The following is a 16032-nucleotide window of genomic DNA, read 5'->3' on the forward strand; positions in this document are numbered from 1 at the left end:
ATTTGAGGGAAATCCGGGGCAGGCGAGGCAAAGCCGAGCGATCCCGGATTTCCGAAGATGTGGTCCGGTTCCATCCGGATCATGTCGTACACAAGAATGTGTGGGGATTCGGGAACTTACCCCTCGAATCTCCACGACTGTCATCCCATATCGGGACGACAGCACGAAAACACGGTGGGTGGCGGGAACGGCGGCGTTTCCTGCGCAAGCCGTTGGGAGATAGATGATTTCGGGCTTTTGCAGTCCGTGAAGAAAGAGCTTTAGACGGGCGGGAGCGGTTATGCGCCCCGCGCGTCGTTTTGCGTTTTGAAAGTCTGGAGAACAAATTCAGGACTAAACGTCCTGAAAATGGGCTCCCGGACTTTCGAAATGGATCGAAATTCAACCCGGGGGCGATGGCAGTCGCGCTTCGGAAGGTTCGCCCCTTCGGGCGACGAAATGAGAGGCCACGATGGCGCAGCAGACATTCACCGGTCGCAAACGCGTTCGCAAGTTCTTCGGACACATCAAGGAAGTCGCGGAAATGCCGAACCTCATCGAGGTTCAGAAGGCATCCTATGACCAGTTCCTGATGGTCGATGAACCCCAGGGCGGCCGGCTGGACGAAGGCTTGCAGGCGGTGTTCCGGTCGGTATTTCCGATCTCGGATTTCTCGGGCACCTCGATGCTCGAATTCGTCCGCTATGAGTTCGAGCCGCCGAAATACGACGTCGACGAGTGCCGCCAGCGCGGCATGACCTATGCTGCGCCGCTGAAGGTGACGCTGCGCCTGATCGTGTTCGATATCGACGAGGAAACCGGCGCGAAGTCGGTCAAGGACATCAAGGAGCAGGACGTCTACATGGGCGACATTCCGCTCATGACCATGAACGGCACCTTCGTCGTCAACGGCACCGAGCGCGTCATCGTCTCGCAGATGCACCGTTCGCCCGGCGTGTTCTTCGATCACGACAAGGGCAAGACCCATTCGTCGGGCAAGCTGCTGTTTGCCGCCCGCGTGATTCCGTATCGCGGTTCCTGGCTCGATATCGAATTCGACGCCAAGGACATCGTGTTTGCGCGTATCGACCGCCGCCGCAAGATTCCGGTGACGTCGCTGATGTTCGCGCTCGGTCTCGATGGCGAAACCATCCTGAGCACGTTCTACAAGAAGATCATCTACAAGCGCGGCAAGGAAGGCTGGCGCGTGCCTTTCGACGCCACCCGTTTCCGCGGCTACAGCACCATCAACGACCTGATCGATGCCGATACCGGCAAGGTGGTGCTCGAGGCCGGCAAGAAGCTGACCGTGCGTGGCGCGCGTCAGCTCCAGGAAAAGGGCCTCAAGGCGCTGCGGATGTCGGACGAGGAGTTGGTCGGCAATTACGTTGCCGAGGACCTCGTCAATCCGAAGACCGGTGAAATCTACGCCGAGGCCGGCGAGGAAATCACCGACAAGCTTTTGAAGGCGCTCAACGAGCAGGGCTACAAGGAACTGCCGCTGCTCGACATCGACCACGTCAATGTCGGCGCCTACATCCGCAACACGCTGCATGCCGACAAGAACATGACGCGTGAAGACGCGCTGTTCGACATCTATCGCGTGATGCGTCCGGGTGAACCGCCGACGCTGGATTCGGCGCAGGCCATGTTCCAGTCGCTGTTCTTCGACTCCGAGCGCTACGACCTGTCCGCGGTCGGCCGCGTGAAGATGAACATGCGCCTCGAACTCGACGCGCCCGACACCCATCGCACGCTGCGCAAGGAAGACATTCTGGCCGTCATCAAGACGCTGGTCGACCTGCGCGACGGCAAGGGCGAGATCGACGACATCGATCACCTCGGCAACCGGCGCGTGCGCTCGGTCGGCGAGTTGATGGAGAACCAGTACCGCATCGGCCTGCTTCGCATGGAGCGCGCGATCAAGGAGCGCATGTCCAGCGTCGATATCGACACGGTCATGCCGCAGGACCTGATCAACGCCAAGCCGGCGGCGGCCGCGGTGCGCGAGTTCTTCGGTTCGTCGCAGCTGTCGCAGTTCATGGACCAGACCAACCCGCTGTCGGAGATCACCCACAAGCGCCGTCTCTCGGCGCTTGGCCCGGGCGGTCTGACCCGCGAGCGCGCCGGTTTCGAAGTGCGCGACGTGCATCCGACCCATTACGGCCGTATCTGCCCGATCGAGACGCCGGAAGGCCCGAACATCGGCCTGATCAACTCGCTCGCGACGTTCGCGCGCGTGAACAAATATGGCTTCGTCGAAACGCCCTATCGCAAGGTCAAGGACGGCCGCGTCACCGACGAGGTGGTCTACCTCTCGGCGATGGAGGAGGGCCGTTACCGCGTCGCGCAGGCCAACGTGCCGCTCGATAACCGCGGCCGCTTCACCGAAGACCTGATTGTCTGCCGTCATGCCGGCGAAGTGCTGCCGATCACGCCGGACAAGGTCGACTATATGGACGTGTCGCCGAAGCAGCTCGTCTCGGTCGCCGCGGCGTTGATTCCGTTCCTCGAGAACGACGACGCCAACCGCGCGCTGATGGGCTCCAACATGCAGCGTCAGGCCGTGCCGCTGGTGCGCGCCGAAGCGCCGTTTGTCGGCACCGGCATGGAAGGCGTGGTCGCCCGTGACTCCGGCGCTGCGATCGCAGCCCGCCGCACTGGCGTGATCGACCAGATCGACGCCACCCGTATCGTTATCCGCGCCACCGACGATCTCGATCCCACCAAGTCGGGCGTCGATATCTACCGGCTGATGAAGTACCAGCGCTCCAACCAGTCGACCTGCATCAACCAGCGTCCGCTGGTGAAGGTTGGCGACCTCGTGAGCAAGGGCGACATCATTGCCGACGGTCCGTCGACCGATCTCGGCGAACTCGCGCTCGGCCGCAACGTGCTGGTCGCGTTCATGCCGTGGAATGGCTACAACTTCGAAGACTCGATCCTGCTCTCCGAGCGGATCGTGAAGGACGACGTCTTCACCTCGATCCACATCGAGGAATTCGAGGTGATGGCCCGCGATACCAAGCTTGGTCCCGAGGAAATCACCCGCGACATTCCGAACGTTTCGGAAGAAGCGCTGAAGAACCTCGACGAAGCCGGCATCGTCTATATCGGCGCGGAAGTCCGCGCCGGCGACATCCTGGTCGGCAAGATCACGCCGAAGGGCGAAAGCCCGATGACGCCGGAAGAAAAGCTCTTGCGCGCCATCTTCGGTGAAAAGGCCTCCGACGTTCGCGATACCTCGCTCCGCGTGCCCCCGGGCGTGCAGGGCACGATCGTCGAAGTCCGTGTCTTCAACCGGCACGGCGTCGACAAGGACGAGCGCGCCTTGGCGATCGAACGGGAAGAGATCGAGCGTCTGGCCAAGGACCGCGACGACGAGCAGGCCATTCTTGACCGCAACGTCTACAGCCGTCTGGCGGAGCTTCTGGAGAATCGCCAGGGCATCGCCGGTCCGAAGGGCTTCAAGAAGGACACCAAGATCACGCGCGCGGTGCTCGACGAGCATCCGCGGTCGCAATGGTGGATGTTTGCTTCGCCGAACGACAAGCTGATGGCCGAAATCGAGGCGATGCGGAAGCAGTACGACGAATCGAAGAAGGGCCTTGAACAGCGCTTCCTCGACAAGGTCGAGAAGCTGCAGCGTGGCGACGAATTGCCGCCCGGCGTGATGAAGATGGTCAAGGTCTTCGTCGCGGTGAAGCGCAAGATTCAGCCCGGCGACAAGATGGCGGGCCGTCACGGCAACAAGGGCGTCGTGTCCAAGATCGTTCCGATCGAGGATATGCCGTTCCTCGAGGACGGAACGCATGCGGATATCGTGCTCAATCCGCTGGGCGTGCCGAGCCGCATGAATGTCGGTCAGATTCTCGAAACCCATCTCGGCTGGGCCTGCGCGGGCCTCGGCAAGCGCATCGGCCAGGCGGTCGATGCCTACCTTGCCACCGCAAAGCAGGACACCAAGCCGCTGAAGGAGACCTTGAAGAAGATCTACGGCGATGACGAAACCATCAAGTCGCTCAACGACAACGAGTTGATGGAGCTCGGCCGCAATCTGAGCCACGGCGTGCCGATCGCAACGCCGGTGTTCGACGGCGCCAAGGAAGCCGACATCGAGGAGATGCTGAAGCTCGCCGGTCTCGACGCATCCGGACAATCGACCGTCTATGACGGCCGGACCGGCGACGCGTTCGATCGCAAGGTGACGGTTGGGTATATCTACATGCTCAAGCTGCACCATCTCGTGGACGACAAGATCCACGCGCGTTCGATCGGACCGTACTCGCTCGTTACCCAGCAACCGCTGGGCGGCAAGGCGCAGTTCGGCGGCCAGCGTTTCGGCGAAATGGAAGTGTGGGCGCTGGAGGCTTACGGCGCCGCATACACCCTGCAGGAAATGCTGACCGTGAAGTCGGACGACGTGGCCGGCCGTACCAAGGTGTACGAGGCCATCGTGCGCGGCGACGACACGTTCGAAGCGGGTATTCCGGAATCGTTCAACGTGCTGGTCAAGGAAATGCGCTCGCTCGGCCTCAACGTCGACCTGCACAATTCCAAGGTCGGCCCGGCGTCGACGTCGGAAGCGGCTGAGTAATTTTGTGAGGGCGGCGGAAGCGCCGCCCTTGCCACCGTCATCGTCCGCGGCAGCGGGCGATCCAGCAGTCCGCGGCAGCGGTGGCTACTGGATGCTCCGGGGGAGCGTGACAGACAGGAATGCTTGAGCCGGCGAAAGTCGGCAGACGGAGAAGACCATGAACCAAGAAATTATGAATCTTTTCAATCCGACGACCCCGGCCCAGGTCTTCGACCAGATCCGGATTTCGATCGCGTCGCCGGAGAAGATTCTGTCGTGGTCCTACGGCGAAATCAAGAAGCCGGAGACCATCAACTACCGCACCTTCAAGCCCGAGCGCGACGGCCTGTTCTGCGCCCGCATCTTCGGGCCGATCAAGGATTACGAGTGCCTGTGCGGCAAGTACAAGCGGATGAAGTACAAGGGCATCATCTGCGAGAAGTGCTCGGTCGAAGTGACGCTGTCGCGGGTCCGGCGCGAGCGCATGGGCCATATCGAACTGGCGGCGCCGGTTGCGCATATCTGGTTCCTGAAGTCGCTGCCGTCCCGTATCGGCCTTCTGCTCGACATGACGCTGAAGGATCTCGAGCGGATTCTGTATTTCGAATATTACGTCGTGCTCGAGCCCGGTCTTACCGCGCTCAAGGACCGTCAGCTGCTGTCGGAAGACGAGTATCTGAAGGCGCAGGACGAGTACGGCCAGGACAGCTTCACCGCCATGATCGGCGCCGAGGCGATCCGCGAACTGCTCAAGGGACTTGAGCTCGAAAAGCTCGAGGCGTCGCTGCGCGCCGAGATGCAGGAGACCGAGTCCGACATCAAGCACAAGAAGCTCGCCAAGCGGCTGAAGATCGTCGAGGCCTTCCGCTATTCCGGCAACAAGCCGGAGTGGATGATCCTCACGGTGGTGCCGGTGATTCCGCCGGACCTGCGTCCGCTGGTGCCGCTCGATGGCGGCCGCTTCGCGACCTCGGATCTCAACGATCTCTATCGCCGCGTCATCAACCGCAACAACCGCCTGAAGCGGCTGATGGAACTGCGCGCGCCTGACATCATCATCCGCAACGAAAAGCGCATGCTGCAGGAGGCTGTCGACGCCTTGTTCGACAACGGCCGCCGCGGTCGCGTCATCACCGGCGCCAACAAGCGCCCGCTGAAGTCGCTGGCCGACATGCTCAAGGGCAAGCAGGGCCGCTTCCGGCAGAACCTGCTCGGCAAGCGCGTCGACTATTCCGGCCGTTCGGTCATCGTGGTCGGTCCCGAGCTGCGGCTGCACCAGTGCGGCCTGCCGAAGAAGATGGCGCTCGAACTGTTCAAGCCGTTCATCTATTCGCGGCTCGACGCCAAGGGTCTGTCCACCACGGTGAAGCAGGCCAAGAAGCTCGTTGAAAAAGAGCGTCCCGAGGTCTGGGATATTCTCGACGAGGTGATCCGCGAGCATCCCGTGCTCCTGAACCGCGCGCCGACGCTGCATCGCCTGGGCATCCAGGCGTTCGAGCCGGTGTTGATCGAAGGCAAGGCGATCCAGCTGCATCCGCTGGTTTGCGCGGCGTTCAACGCCGACTTCGACGGCGACCAGATGGCCGTGCACGTTCCGCTGTCGCTGGAAGCGCAGCTCGAAGCGCGCGTGCTGATGATGTCGACCAACAACATCCTGCATCCGGCCAATGGTCAGCCGATCATCGTGCCGTCGCAGGACATCGTGCTCGGTCTCTATTACCTCTCGATCATGCGTGAAGGTCTGCCCGGTGAAGGCAAGATCTTCGGCGACATGGCCGAGCTCGAGCATGCGTTGCACTCGAAGGTCATCCACCTCCATACCAAGATCAGGTATCGCTGGGACGGCATCGACGAGACCGGCAAGCAGGCCAAGCGCTGGATCGAGACCACGGCCGGCCGCGTGATGCTCGGCAATGTGCTGCCGAAATCGCCGAAGATTTCGTACGACATCATCAACAAGCTGATGACCAAGCGCGAAATCTCTGGCGTAATCGACCAAGTCTATCGTCATTGTGGTCAGAAGGAGACGGTGATCTTCTGCGACCGGATCATGGCGCTCGGCTTCTATAACGCGTTCAAGGCCGGCATTTCGTTCGGCAAGGACGACATGGTCGTGCCGCACGGCAAGTGGAAGATCGTCGATACCACGCGTACGCTGGCGAAGGATTTCGAGCAGCAGTACAATGACGGTCTGATCACCCATGGCGAGAAGTACAACAAGGTGGTCGACGCCTGGTCGAAGGCGACGGAAGAAATCGCCAAGGAGATGATGAAGGAAATCTCCTCGACCAAGAAGACCGCCAAGGGTGCCGACGCCGACATCAACTCGATCTACATGATGGCGCATTCGGGCGCGCGCGGTTCGCCGGCGCAGATGCGTCAGCTTGCCGGTATGCGCGGCCTGATGGCCAAGCCGTCGGGTGAGATCATCGAGACGCCGATCATTTCCAACTTCAAGGAAGGTCTGTCGGTGCTCGAATACTTCAACTCGACCCACGGCGCCCGCAAGGGCCTCGCGGACACCGCGTTGAAGACCGCGAACTCGGGCTACCTGACCCGTCGTCTCGTCGACGTGGCGCAGGACTGCATCATCACGCAGGACGATTGCGGCACCAAGCTCGGCATCAAGATGCGCGCCATCATCGATGCCGGCACGGTCGTGGCGTCGCTGGCTTCGCGTATTCTCGGCCGCACCGCGGGCGAGGATCTGCGCGATCCCGCGACCAACAAGGTCGTGGTGAAGCGCGGCACTCTGATGGAAGAGTCGCATGTCGACGCCATCCAGCAGGCCGGCATCCAGGAAGTGAAGATCCGTTCGGCACTGACCTGCGAACTCGTCAACGGCATCTGCGGCAAGTGCTATGGCCGCGATCTTGCCCGCGGCACGCCGGTCAACCACGGCGAAGCGGTCGGCGTCATTGCGGCGCAGTCGATCGGCGAGCCCGGCACGCAGTTGACGATGCGTACGTTCCACATCGGCGGCGCGGCGCAGATCAATGAGCAGTCGTTCGTGGAATCGAACTTCGACGGCAAGGTCGTGATCAGAAACAAGGCGATCGCCAGAAACAGCGAAGGCCATTCGGCCGCGATGGTTCGCAACATGGTCGTTGCGATCGTCGATGCCGACGGCACCGAGCGTGCGACCCATCGCATTCAGTACGGCGCGCGCATGCACGTCGATGAAGGCGATATGGTCAAGCGCGGCCAGCGCATCGCGGAATGGGATCCGTATTCGCGGCCTGTTCTTACCGAAGTCGAGGGCACCATCGGGTTCGAGGATCTGGTCGAAGGCCAGTCGATCTCGGAAACGCTCGACGAATCCACCGGTATCGCCAAGCGCGTCGTCATCGACTGGCGCACGACGCGGGGCGGGGCGGATTTGCGTCCGGCCATTGTCATCAAGGGCAAGGACGGAAAGGTCCTCAAGCTCGCGCGTGGTGGCGATGCCCGCTACATGCTGTCGGTTGACGCGATCCTCTCGGTTGACGTCGGCGCCAAGGTCAAGCCCGGCGACATCCTGGCGCGTATCTCGACGGAGAGCGCCAAGACCCGTGACATCACCGGCGGTCTGCCGCGTGTTGCGGAACTGTTCGAGGCTCGCAAGCCAAAGGATGCGGCGATCATCGCGGAAATCGCGGGCACGATCCGCTTCGGCCGCGACTACAAGAACAAGCGCCGCATCTCGATCGAGCCTGTCGACAAGACCGAGGAGCCGCGCGAGTACCTGATTCCGAAGGGCAAGCACATCCATCTGCAGGACGGCGACATCGTCGAAAAGGGCGATTTCATCGTCGAAGGCAATCCGGCGCCGCACGACATTCTGGCGATCAAGGGCATCGAGGAACTCGCTGCCTATCTGGTCAACGAAATCCAGGAAGTCTACCGGCTGCAGGGCGTGCTCATCAACGACAAGCACATCGAGGTGATTGTCCGTCAGATGTTGCAGAAGGTCGAGATCACCGACCAGGGCGAGACCGACATGATTTCGGGCGAGCAGGTCGACAAGATCGAATTCGACGTGCTCAACGCCAAGGCCAAGGAAGAGGGCAAGAAGATCGCGACCGGAACGCCGGTGCTGCTCGGCATTACCAAGGCGAGCCTGCAGACCCGCTCGTTCTTCTCGGCGGCCTCGTTCCAGGAGACCACCCGCGTGCTCACCGAAGCCGCCGTCAATGGCAAGGTGGACCCGCTGGAAGGCCTCAAGGAAAACGTCATCGTCGGCCGGCTGATCCCGGCCGGTACCGGCGCCTCGATGGCCAAGATCCGCGAAGTCGCCGTGAAACGCGACAAGCTGATCCTCGACGAACGCGAGAAGCAGACCGCGATCGTGCCCGCGGCTCCCGAAGTCGAGCCGCTGGCGCTTCCGCCTGCCGAATAAAACCACGCGGATTCATGATGTTAGGAAAAAGGCCGGCGCAAGCCGGCCTTTTTCTCATTTGCCCACGTTTTTGGCACTATCGTCTTGCTTTGTTCATCTTTCCTTCAGGGTGAAAAGCGCTTTTGCTGATGGGACTTATACCGGATTCGCGCCGACAGGGCGGCGGCCGGAGACCACGGAAAACAAATGTTGGATCTTGCAATCGTCGGCGGTGGACCCGGCGGCCTGATGAGTGCCTGGTATCTGAAGAAGAAACTGGGGGAACTTTGCCGCGTCACGATCTTCGAGGCGTCCGACCGCGTCGGCGGCAAGATACTGACGCGCAAGTTCGATTCCGCGCCTGCGACGTACGAGGCCGGCGTCGCCGAGATTTACGACTACTCGATGACAGGGCCCGATCCGCTGCGCGAGCTGATCCAGCATTTCGGCTTGCAGACCATTCCGATGGACGCCGAGCAGGTCCAGCTCGATGGCGAACTTCTCAACGACGTGCCGGGCATGCGCCGCAAATACGGCGCCAAGACCGCCGCCGCGATCGAAGCGTTCCGCAAGCGCTGCACCGAGATGGTCTCGCCGGTCGAATATTACGAAGGCGTCGGCGCGCATGACAACGAGCATCCGTGGGCCTACCTCACCGCCGAGGAGCTGCTCGACCGCGAAGTCGACGATCCCACCGCCAAGCGCTTCTTCAAGGTGATGGCGCGCTCCGATCTCGCCACCGAAAGCCACAACACCAACGGGCTGAATGCGCTGAAGAACTTCGTGATGGATGTCGACGGCTATATCGGCCTTTATTCGATCCAGAACGGCAATGAACAGTTGATCGAGTGCCTGCAGTCCGAGGTCGATGCCGACATCCAGCTCAATCATCGGGTGCTCAAGGTCGGCAAGACCGCCGGGGGCCGCTATCAGCTCAACATGATGAACGGCAAGGGACCGGAGACGAGGGATTTCGATCTCGTGCTGGTGTGCCTGCCGCATTCCTGGCTCGCGACCATGCGCTGGGACGGCGAGCAATTGCGCAAGTCGATGGTCAAGCACGTCGCCTATTTCGACCGTCCCGCGCATTATCTGCGGGTTTCGATCCTGTTCGATCAGCCGTTCTGGGGCGAGAAGATTCCGGGTGCGTGGTTCATGTCGGAAGCGTTCGGCGGCTGCTGCGTTTACAACGAAGGCGCGCGTCACGACGTCGGCAACCATGGCGTGCTCAACTGGCTGATCGCCGGTTCCGATGCGCTGGCTTTCGCCAATCTCGGCGATCAGGAGTTGATCGATGCCGCCTTGAAGTCGCTGCCGGCCTCGCTCGGCGACGCGCGGGCGCACTTCGTCGAAGGCAAGATCCATCGCTGGCTGTCATCGGTGAACGCGCTGCCCGGCGGCTTGCCGGCGCGCGACGTCATGACCAATCACCGGCCCGAGCCGAAGGAACATCCGGGCATCGTCGTGGTCGGAGACTATCTGTTCGACTCGACCTTGAACGGGCTGCTCGATTCTTCCGATGCCGCCACCGACATCATCCTGACCGAGATGATGCGGCTGCGCCGTGCGCGGAGCGAGGGCGGCGATACCGTGTCCGACAAGATCGATCGCGATTATTTCGAGAATTACCGCGGACTTGGCCCGTACAGCGAGGTCTGGAGCCGGTTTACCGATCCGGTCTACCTGACCGACCTCATCAAGATCGTCTGGAACCGGGCCAAGGGTTACAAGCTGCTGGTCGCGGGCTCCGCGAGCGGCGAGCTGTTAGGGGCGTTGCGCGCGCGCGGGATCGATGCATGGGGGATCGAGAACAATCGCGCCATCCATGCCAGGACGCCAAAAGCGCTGAAGAAGTTCAACAAGCTCGGATCGATCGCCGACATGCCGTTCAAGGACGGCGAATTCGATTTCGTGTTCGAGACCAGCCTGTGCCATGTCGCTGAAAAGCAGGTCGCCCGCGCGATTCGCGAATTGAACCGTGTTGTGAAGTCCGGTCTGGTGTTCGGATCGGTGACGTCGGACATGTCGCCGGCGGTGATCGACCGCTACGATCTGCTGCGCGGGGTCAAGAAGCTCGGCACCTGGTGGGAATGGTCCGAACTGTTCTTCACCAACGGGTTCGACCTGTCGATGCATCGGCACGACTGCACCGATGCGCTGTGGGCGGCGACCCTGGCGGCCAACAAGGGGCCGGGCCAGTGGTACGCGGATTCCGACAGCCTGCGCTACTCGTTCTTCGACAAGATCAAGGACGACGACTAGAGCCTTTCGGTGACGCCACCAGCCCGAATTGTTCTCGCCAATTATTTTGCTGAACGTGCGCCAATCGCATAGGATTGGCGCGGTGGCGCTTTCGCCCACTATCCTCGTTTTGCGGTCATGCCGGCCGTATAGCATCGCATGGTCTCATGGCGCCCAAGCTTCCATCGTCGGACGATCTGACCGCCGCTGCCGCGGGTGATCCTGCGGCATCGGAACGCGACAAGAAGCTGGCCGCGAATCGCCTCGTTGGCGGCAAGCCATTGCCGCCGGATGACGAAGACCAGGATGATGACGACGAGGACGAGCTTGATCTCGAGGATGACGAGGATGATGAGGACCTCGTGGTCTTTACGGCGAAGGAAGCCGCCGGCGCGCTTGCAACGGTCTATGCGTTCGTCAAGCCGTTCCTGAAAAACTACAAGAGGGTCCTGGCATTTGTCGGCCTCGGCGTCGTGGTCGAGACGCTGTTCAACGTCATCATGCCGCTGAGCCTGAAATTCCTGATCGACGACGCGCTCGGCGAGGAGGATTTCGAAGCGCTAGTGCGAATTCTCTCGGTGCTGGCGGCGGCAGGAATCTTCACCTCGATCGTCGCGGTCTGGTACGAGCGGTGGGACGCCAAGCTCGCGGCTTCGGTGATTTCGGACGTCCGGGCGCAGCTGTTCGAGCATGTCCAGAATTTGCCGTCAGCCTATTTCGGCCGCACCAAGCGCGGCGAGATCCTCTCGCGCTTCTCCATCGACCTGTCGGCCTTCGAGGGTTCGATCAAGAGTGTTGCCAACAGTGCGGCTTTGCCGTTCCTGGAACTGATCGCCGGCATCGTTCTGATGCTGTTCCTGAACTGGCAGCTCGCCGCAGTCGCGCTGCTGGTGTTCCCGATCACGCTGATCGGCCCGCGCATCCTGACGCCGAAAGCGGTGCAGGCCAATTACGAACAGAAGCTCAATGAATCGGCACTGCTCGGCATGGTGCAGGAGAACGTCGCGGCCCAGGCCGTGGTCAAGGCGTTCAACCTGCAGCGCCGGACTTTTGGCTGGTTCACGATGCGCAACGACGATGCGCGCCGGAAAATCGCATCCGCGATGTTTCTGTCCACCATGGTCGAGCGCACCGTCACCATCTCGGTCCTGCTGTTGCACCTCGTGGTGCTGGCGCTCGGCGCTTATCTTGCGACCAAGGGCCAGATCACCATCGGGACGTTCGTGACATTCGAGAGCGCGTTCTGGGAGGTGTCCTACAACATCGCCCACATCATGCATTTCATCCCGGTGTCGATCCAGTCGGCGGCGGCGGTGCGCCACATCCAGGAACTGCTGGACGAGCCGACCCGCGGCGCCGATCGCCCGGGGGCTCCCGACCTGCCGCGCATCACCAACGACATCACCTTCGACCGTGTCACATTCCAGTATGAAGGCAGCGAGACCCCGGTTCTCGACAATCTCAGCCTCAAGCTCAATGTCGGCAAGAGCATTGCCATTGTCGGCCCGAGCGGCTCCGGCAAGAGCACGCTACTCAACCTGATCCTTCGCCTTTACGTGCCGGACGAGGGGCGGGTGACCATCGACGGCGTCGATATCCGCAAGGTGACCCGCGAGTCGCTGCGCCGAAGCATGGCCGTTGTGTTCCAGGAAAACATGCTGTTCAACATGTCGATCCGCGAGAACATCCGGCTCGGCAAGGAAGGCGCGACCGACCAGGAGGTCGAGCAGGCGGCGCGCAAGGCCGAAATCCACCGCTATATCATGAGCCTTCCGCAGAAATACGACACCCAGGTCGGCGAGCGCGGCGATACGCTGTCGGGCGGACAGCGCCAGCGCATTGCGATTGCGCGCGCGATCGTCCGCGATCCCTCGGTGCTGCTGTTGGACGAGGCGACCTCGGCGCTCGACCAGACCACCGAAGCCGCGATCAATCGCACGCTGCTCAAGGTCGCGAAGGGCCGCACCATGATCTTTTCGACCCACCGCCTGACCTCGGTGGTCGAGATGGACGAGATCATCGTGATTTCAGGCGGCAAGGCGATCGAACGCGGCTCACACGCCAAGCTGCTCGCCGCCAACGGCATATACCGCAAGCTCTGGGACGACCAGGGCCACACGCCGCATCACGGGGCCGGTCAGGCCGATGACGATAGCGATGATGACGACGATGACGAGGAGTGAAGCGGGAAGGCCGATGCGGCGCTGAGCCGGTGTCGCATCCGCCGCGAAATGCCTTCTCCGAACCAGGCCAGGAACCGCGCCCAGCGCTGTGCGCTCCAGTAAATCTCGTTCTCGATCGACAGCGAGCGGAAGTCGTAGGCCTTGGCCGCGGCCCAGGCGTCGCAGGCCTTCTTGACCGGATCGTCATAAAACGCCGCGATCTTCTCGGTATCCATGCCGTCGGTCGCAAGCCAGGTCGGAATATAGACGTTGCACAGCCGCTCGACGTCGGTGAACACCTTGTCCGTGCCGGTCCCGGTGACAGGGCAGGTGGTCTCGAAGGCGTCGCCGACCAGCACCACGCCCGCCCTGAGATAATTCGTACTGACACAGAGATCCGCCGGCCTGATCTTGATCTCGCCGCTGACCTTGAACTCGCCGACAATGCGGCGGAGCCTCGGCAGCGCAGCATTCAGCGTCTCGACAGGTGAATTGCGGATCTGCCGCAGCCAGGGGTCGTCGATCTGGCGATAGGTGAACAGATTCGCCCGCATCCGGCTTTCGACCGGAAACAGCGTCAGATAGGGAATCCGGTCGCTGGGCCGCTCCGAAAAATAGGTCAGCGCTGGAAAGTCGAAATCGGTGCGGCCGACCGGCGTGACGTCGAATCCGATCGAGATCGAGTGGCAGGCGCTGACGATCTGGCGCTCGATCCCAAGACTGCGGCGCAAGCCCACATTCAATCCGTTGGCCATCACCACAAGTCGCGCGGAGATCACCTCGCCGTCGGACAGGGTAAGCTTCTGTCGCTCGGCGCCCGTCGAGATGGCGACGACCTTCGCCTGCAAGGCTTCGACGCCAGGCGGGATTTCGGCCCGGATGGCGTTGACGAGTGAATCGTACATGATGCCGAATTGCCGGCTCGGTCTCTTGTCGAGCAGGTAGCCGAATCGGGCGATCCAGTTCTCGCCGTCATGGGTTGCCGATCGCAGCACCGATTCGGCGATGCCGGTCTTGCGAAAACGCTCAAGTTGCTCCTCGCCGCTCAATTTTTCGACGCGAAAGTCGGGCGGATAGGTCGGGTGCGGATCGATCAGGACGGCGGGAATGCCGGCATGTCCGAGCATCGCGGCCGCGGTCGAGCCGGCGAGGCCGCCTCCGATGATCGCAATGTCGGTATATTTCATCGACGTATTCCGCTCGGAAACGCCCATGAATGCGCCCGAAAAGGCAAATAAACCTTTAGCTTCAGAGGACGCCTTGCGTAAAAGGGCGAGAAGACATATAATATCCGGGTAAAATGAGGATGCGCTGACGATCGTGGCCGCCGGTAGAATCGCTCCCGGGTGGGTTTTGCGAACCTTCCGGAGGGGCCGATTCCACAGGTGCGAGAAGCGCTTCTCTCATTGTGTTTCGCCTTGACTTGACTATCTAGCGCCGATACAAACCGCGCACTTAACGACAGGCGGTGAGCATCGCCAGCGTCGGAACGGGACACCCTGATCGGCCTTCGGGCAGGGACGGGCACCAACCTCGACGAATGCCGCTCAAACGCTGTCGATCATAGCTAGGCAATGCCAGTGCGATTTTATTTCTCTTGAGCACGTTCTCTTGAGATTGAATTCGGATGCATGACCTCGGTGTCTGACCGAACGGCGACAAGCCGATCGGCTCTAACTCGCGGTCCTCTGTGGCGTCGAAGCGCTTTCCACTCAGCGATGAGTGGTTGGCGCGATTTCGTTTTGCGTGGTCGTTTTCGCAAAACGGCCAAACGGGACGGCTAGTTCCGACAAGAATTTGCGGAGCCGATTATCGGTTTCGCATGAACTAAAGGGTGAAGGCTGACATGCCGACGATCAACCAGCTGATCGCAAGTCCGCGCGTCGTACAGAAGTCGCGCAAGAAGGTGCCGGCGCTGCAGCAGTCGCCGCAGAAGCGCGGCGTTTGCACGCGCGTCTATACCACGACCCCGAAGAAGCCGAACTCGGCGCTTCGTAAGGTCGCCAAGGTGCGCCTGACCAATGGCTTCGAAGTCATCGGCTACATTCCGGGTGAAGGCCATAACCTTCAGGAGCACTCGGTGGTCATGATCCGTGGCGGCCGCGTCAAGGACTTGCCCGGCGTGCGCTACCACATCCTCCGCGGCGTCCTCGATACCCAGGGCGTCAAGAACCGTAAGCAGCGTCGTTCGAAGTACGGCGCGAAGCGTCCGAAATAAGCGGGAACCTGATCGATGTCTCGTCGTCATTCTGCTGAAAAGCGTGAAGTGCTTCCGGATCCGAAATTCGGAAACATCATCATTACGAAATTCATGAACTCGGTGATGTACGCCGGGAAGAAGTCGGTCGCCGAAGGCATCGTCTACGGTGCGCTCGAAATGATCGAGAACAAGACCAAGCAGGGTCCGCTGCCGGTTTTCGAGCAAGCGCTTGAGAACGTGATGCCGACCATCGAAGTGCGCTCCCGCCGCGTCGGCGGTGCCACCTATCAGGTGCCGGTCGAAGTGCGTTCGGTGCGCCGGCAGGCGCTGGGGATTCGCTGGCTGATCGCGGCTGCGCGCGAGCGCAATGAAAAGACAATGACGGAGCGGCTCTCGGCAGAGCTGCTCGATGCGTCAAATAACCGGGGGAACGCCGTCAAGAAGCGTGAAGACGTGCATCGGATGGCGGAAGCCAACCGCGCCTTCTCGCACTATCGCTGGTAACGGCGAAACAACG

General features: G+C 61.4%; 7 protein-coding genes. 6 read left to right on the forward strand and 1 reads right to left on the reverse strand.

All coding sequences use genetic code 11. From position 1 onward, the window contains the following. The first annotated feature begins 451 nt into the window (after positions 1–451). The 4 genes from rpoB to BLV09_RS03245 all read left to right on the forward strand — a co-directional run bounded on the left by rpoB (position 452) and on the right by BLV09_RS03245 (position 13336). Positions 452–4576: a DNA-directed RNA polymerase subunit beta gene (gene rpoB / locus BLV09_RS03230; RefSeq protein ID WP_100382425.1), complete on the forward strand. Its 4125-nt coding sequence runs from the start codon at positions 452–454 to the stop codon at positions 4574–4576. Between the two features lie 157 nt (positions 4577–4733). Continuing rightward, on the forward strand, positions 4734–8933 hold the full coding sequence (rpoC, locus tag BLV09_RS03235; RefSeq protein ID WP_100382424.1) for a DNA-directed RNA polymerase subunit beta': 4200 nt from the start codon (positions 4734–4736) through the stop codon (positions 8931–8933). Positions 8934–9119: 186 nt separating this feature from the next. Beyond that, on the forward strand, positions 9120–11174 hold the full coding sequence (locus BLV09_RS03240) for an FAD-dependent oxidoreductase (RefSeq protein ID WP_146686298.1): 2055 nt from the start codon (positions 9120–9122) through the stop codon (positions 11172–11174). A gap of 146 nt (positions 11175–11320) precedes the next feature. Further along, positions 11321–13336, forward strand: coding sequence for an ABC transporter ATP-binding protein (locus BLV09_RS03245; RefSeq protein ID WP_146686299.1), 2016 nt, complete (start codon positions 11321–11323; stop codon positions 13334–13336). Here the strand turns inward: BLV09_RS03245 and BLV09_RS03250 are convergent. Then, complete coding sequence (locus BLV09_RS03250; RefSeq protein ID WP_146686300.1) at positions 13291–14502, reverse strand: FAD-dependent oxidoreductase; 1212 nt, start codon at positions 14500–14502, stop codon at positions 13291–13293. The genes BLV09_RS03245 and BLV09_RS03250 overlap by 46 nt on opposite strands. Positions 14503–15161: 659 nt before the next feature. Here BLV09_RS03250 and rpsL point away from each other — a divergent pair. Further along, positions 15162–15533, forward strand: a complete 372-nt coding sequence (rpsL, locus tag BLV09_RS03255; RefSeq protein ID WP_011473880.1) for a 30S ribosomal protein S12 — start codon at positions 15162–15164, stop codon at positions 15531–15533. 15 nt (positions 15534–15548) lie between these two features. Beyond that, positions 15549–16019 carry a 30S ribosomal protein S7 gene (rpsG, locus tag BLV09_RS03260; RefSeq protein ID WP_100382421.1) on the forward strand — a complete coding sequence of 157 codons (471 nt, stop codon included), beginning with the start codon at positions 15549–15551 and terminating at the stop codon, positions 16017–16019. The last annotated feature ends 13 nt before the right edge of the window (positions 16020–16032 follow it).

It is taken from the genome of Bradyrhizobium canariense (genome assembly GCF_900105125.1).
Taxonomy (GTDB): Bacteria; Pseudomonadota; Alphaproteobacteria; order Rhizobiales; family Xanthobacteraceae; genus Bradyrhizobium; species Bradyrhizobium canariense_A.

What these genes read in the sequence shown, in the direction of transcription:
- rpoB (WP_100382425.1), top strand. Translation starts at nt 452, where the DNA reads ATGGCGCAGCAGACATTCACCGGTCGCAAACGCGTTCGCAAGTTCTTC.
- rpoC (WP_100382424.1), top strand. Translation starts at nt 4,734, where the DNA reads ATGAACCAAGAAATTATGAATCTTTTCAATCCGACGACCCCGGCCCAG.
- BLV09_RS03240 (WP_146686298.1), top strand. Translation starts at nt 9,120, where the DNA reads ATGTTGGATCTTGCAATCGTCGGCGGTGGACCCGGCGGCCTGATGAGT.
- BLV09_RS03245 (WP_146686299.1), top strand. Translation starts at nt 11,321, where the DNA reads ATGGCGCCCAAGCTTCCATCGTCGGACGATCTGACCGCCGCTGCCGCG.
- BLV09_RS03250 (WP_146686300.1), bottom strand. Translation starts at nt 14,502, where the DNA reads ATGAAATATACCGACATTGCGATCATCGGAGGCGGCCTCGCCGGCTCG.
- rpsL (WP_011473880.1), top strand. Translation starts at nt 15,162, where the DNA reads ATGCCGACGATCAACCAGCTGATCGCAAGTCCGCGCGTCGTACAGAAG.
- rpsG (WP_100382421.1), top strand. Translation starts at nt 15,549, where the DNA reads ATGTCTCGTCGTCATTCTGCTGAAAAGCGTGAAGTGCTTCCGGATCCG.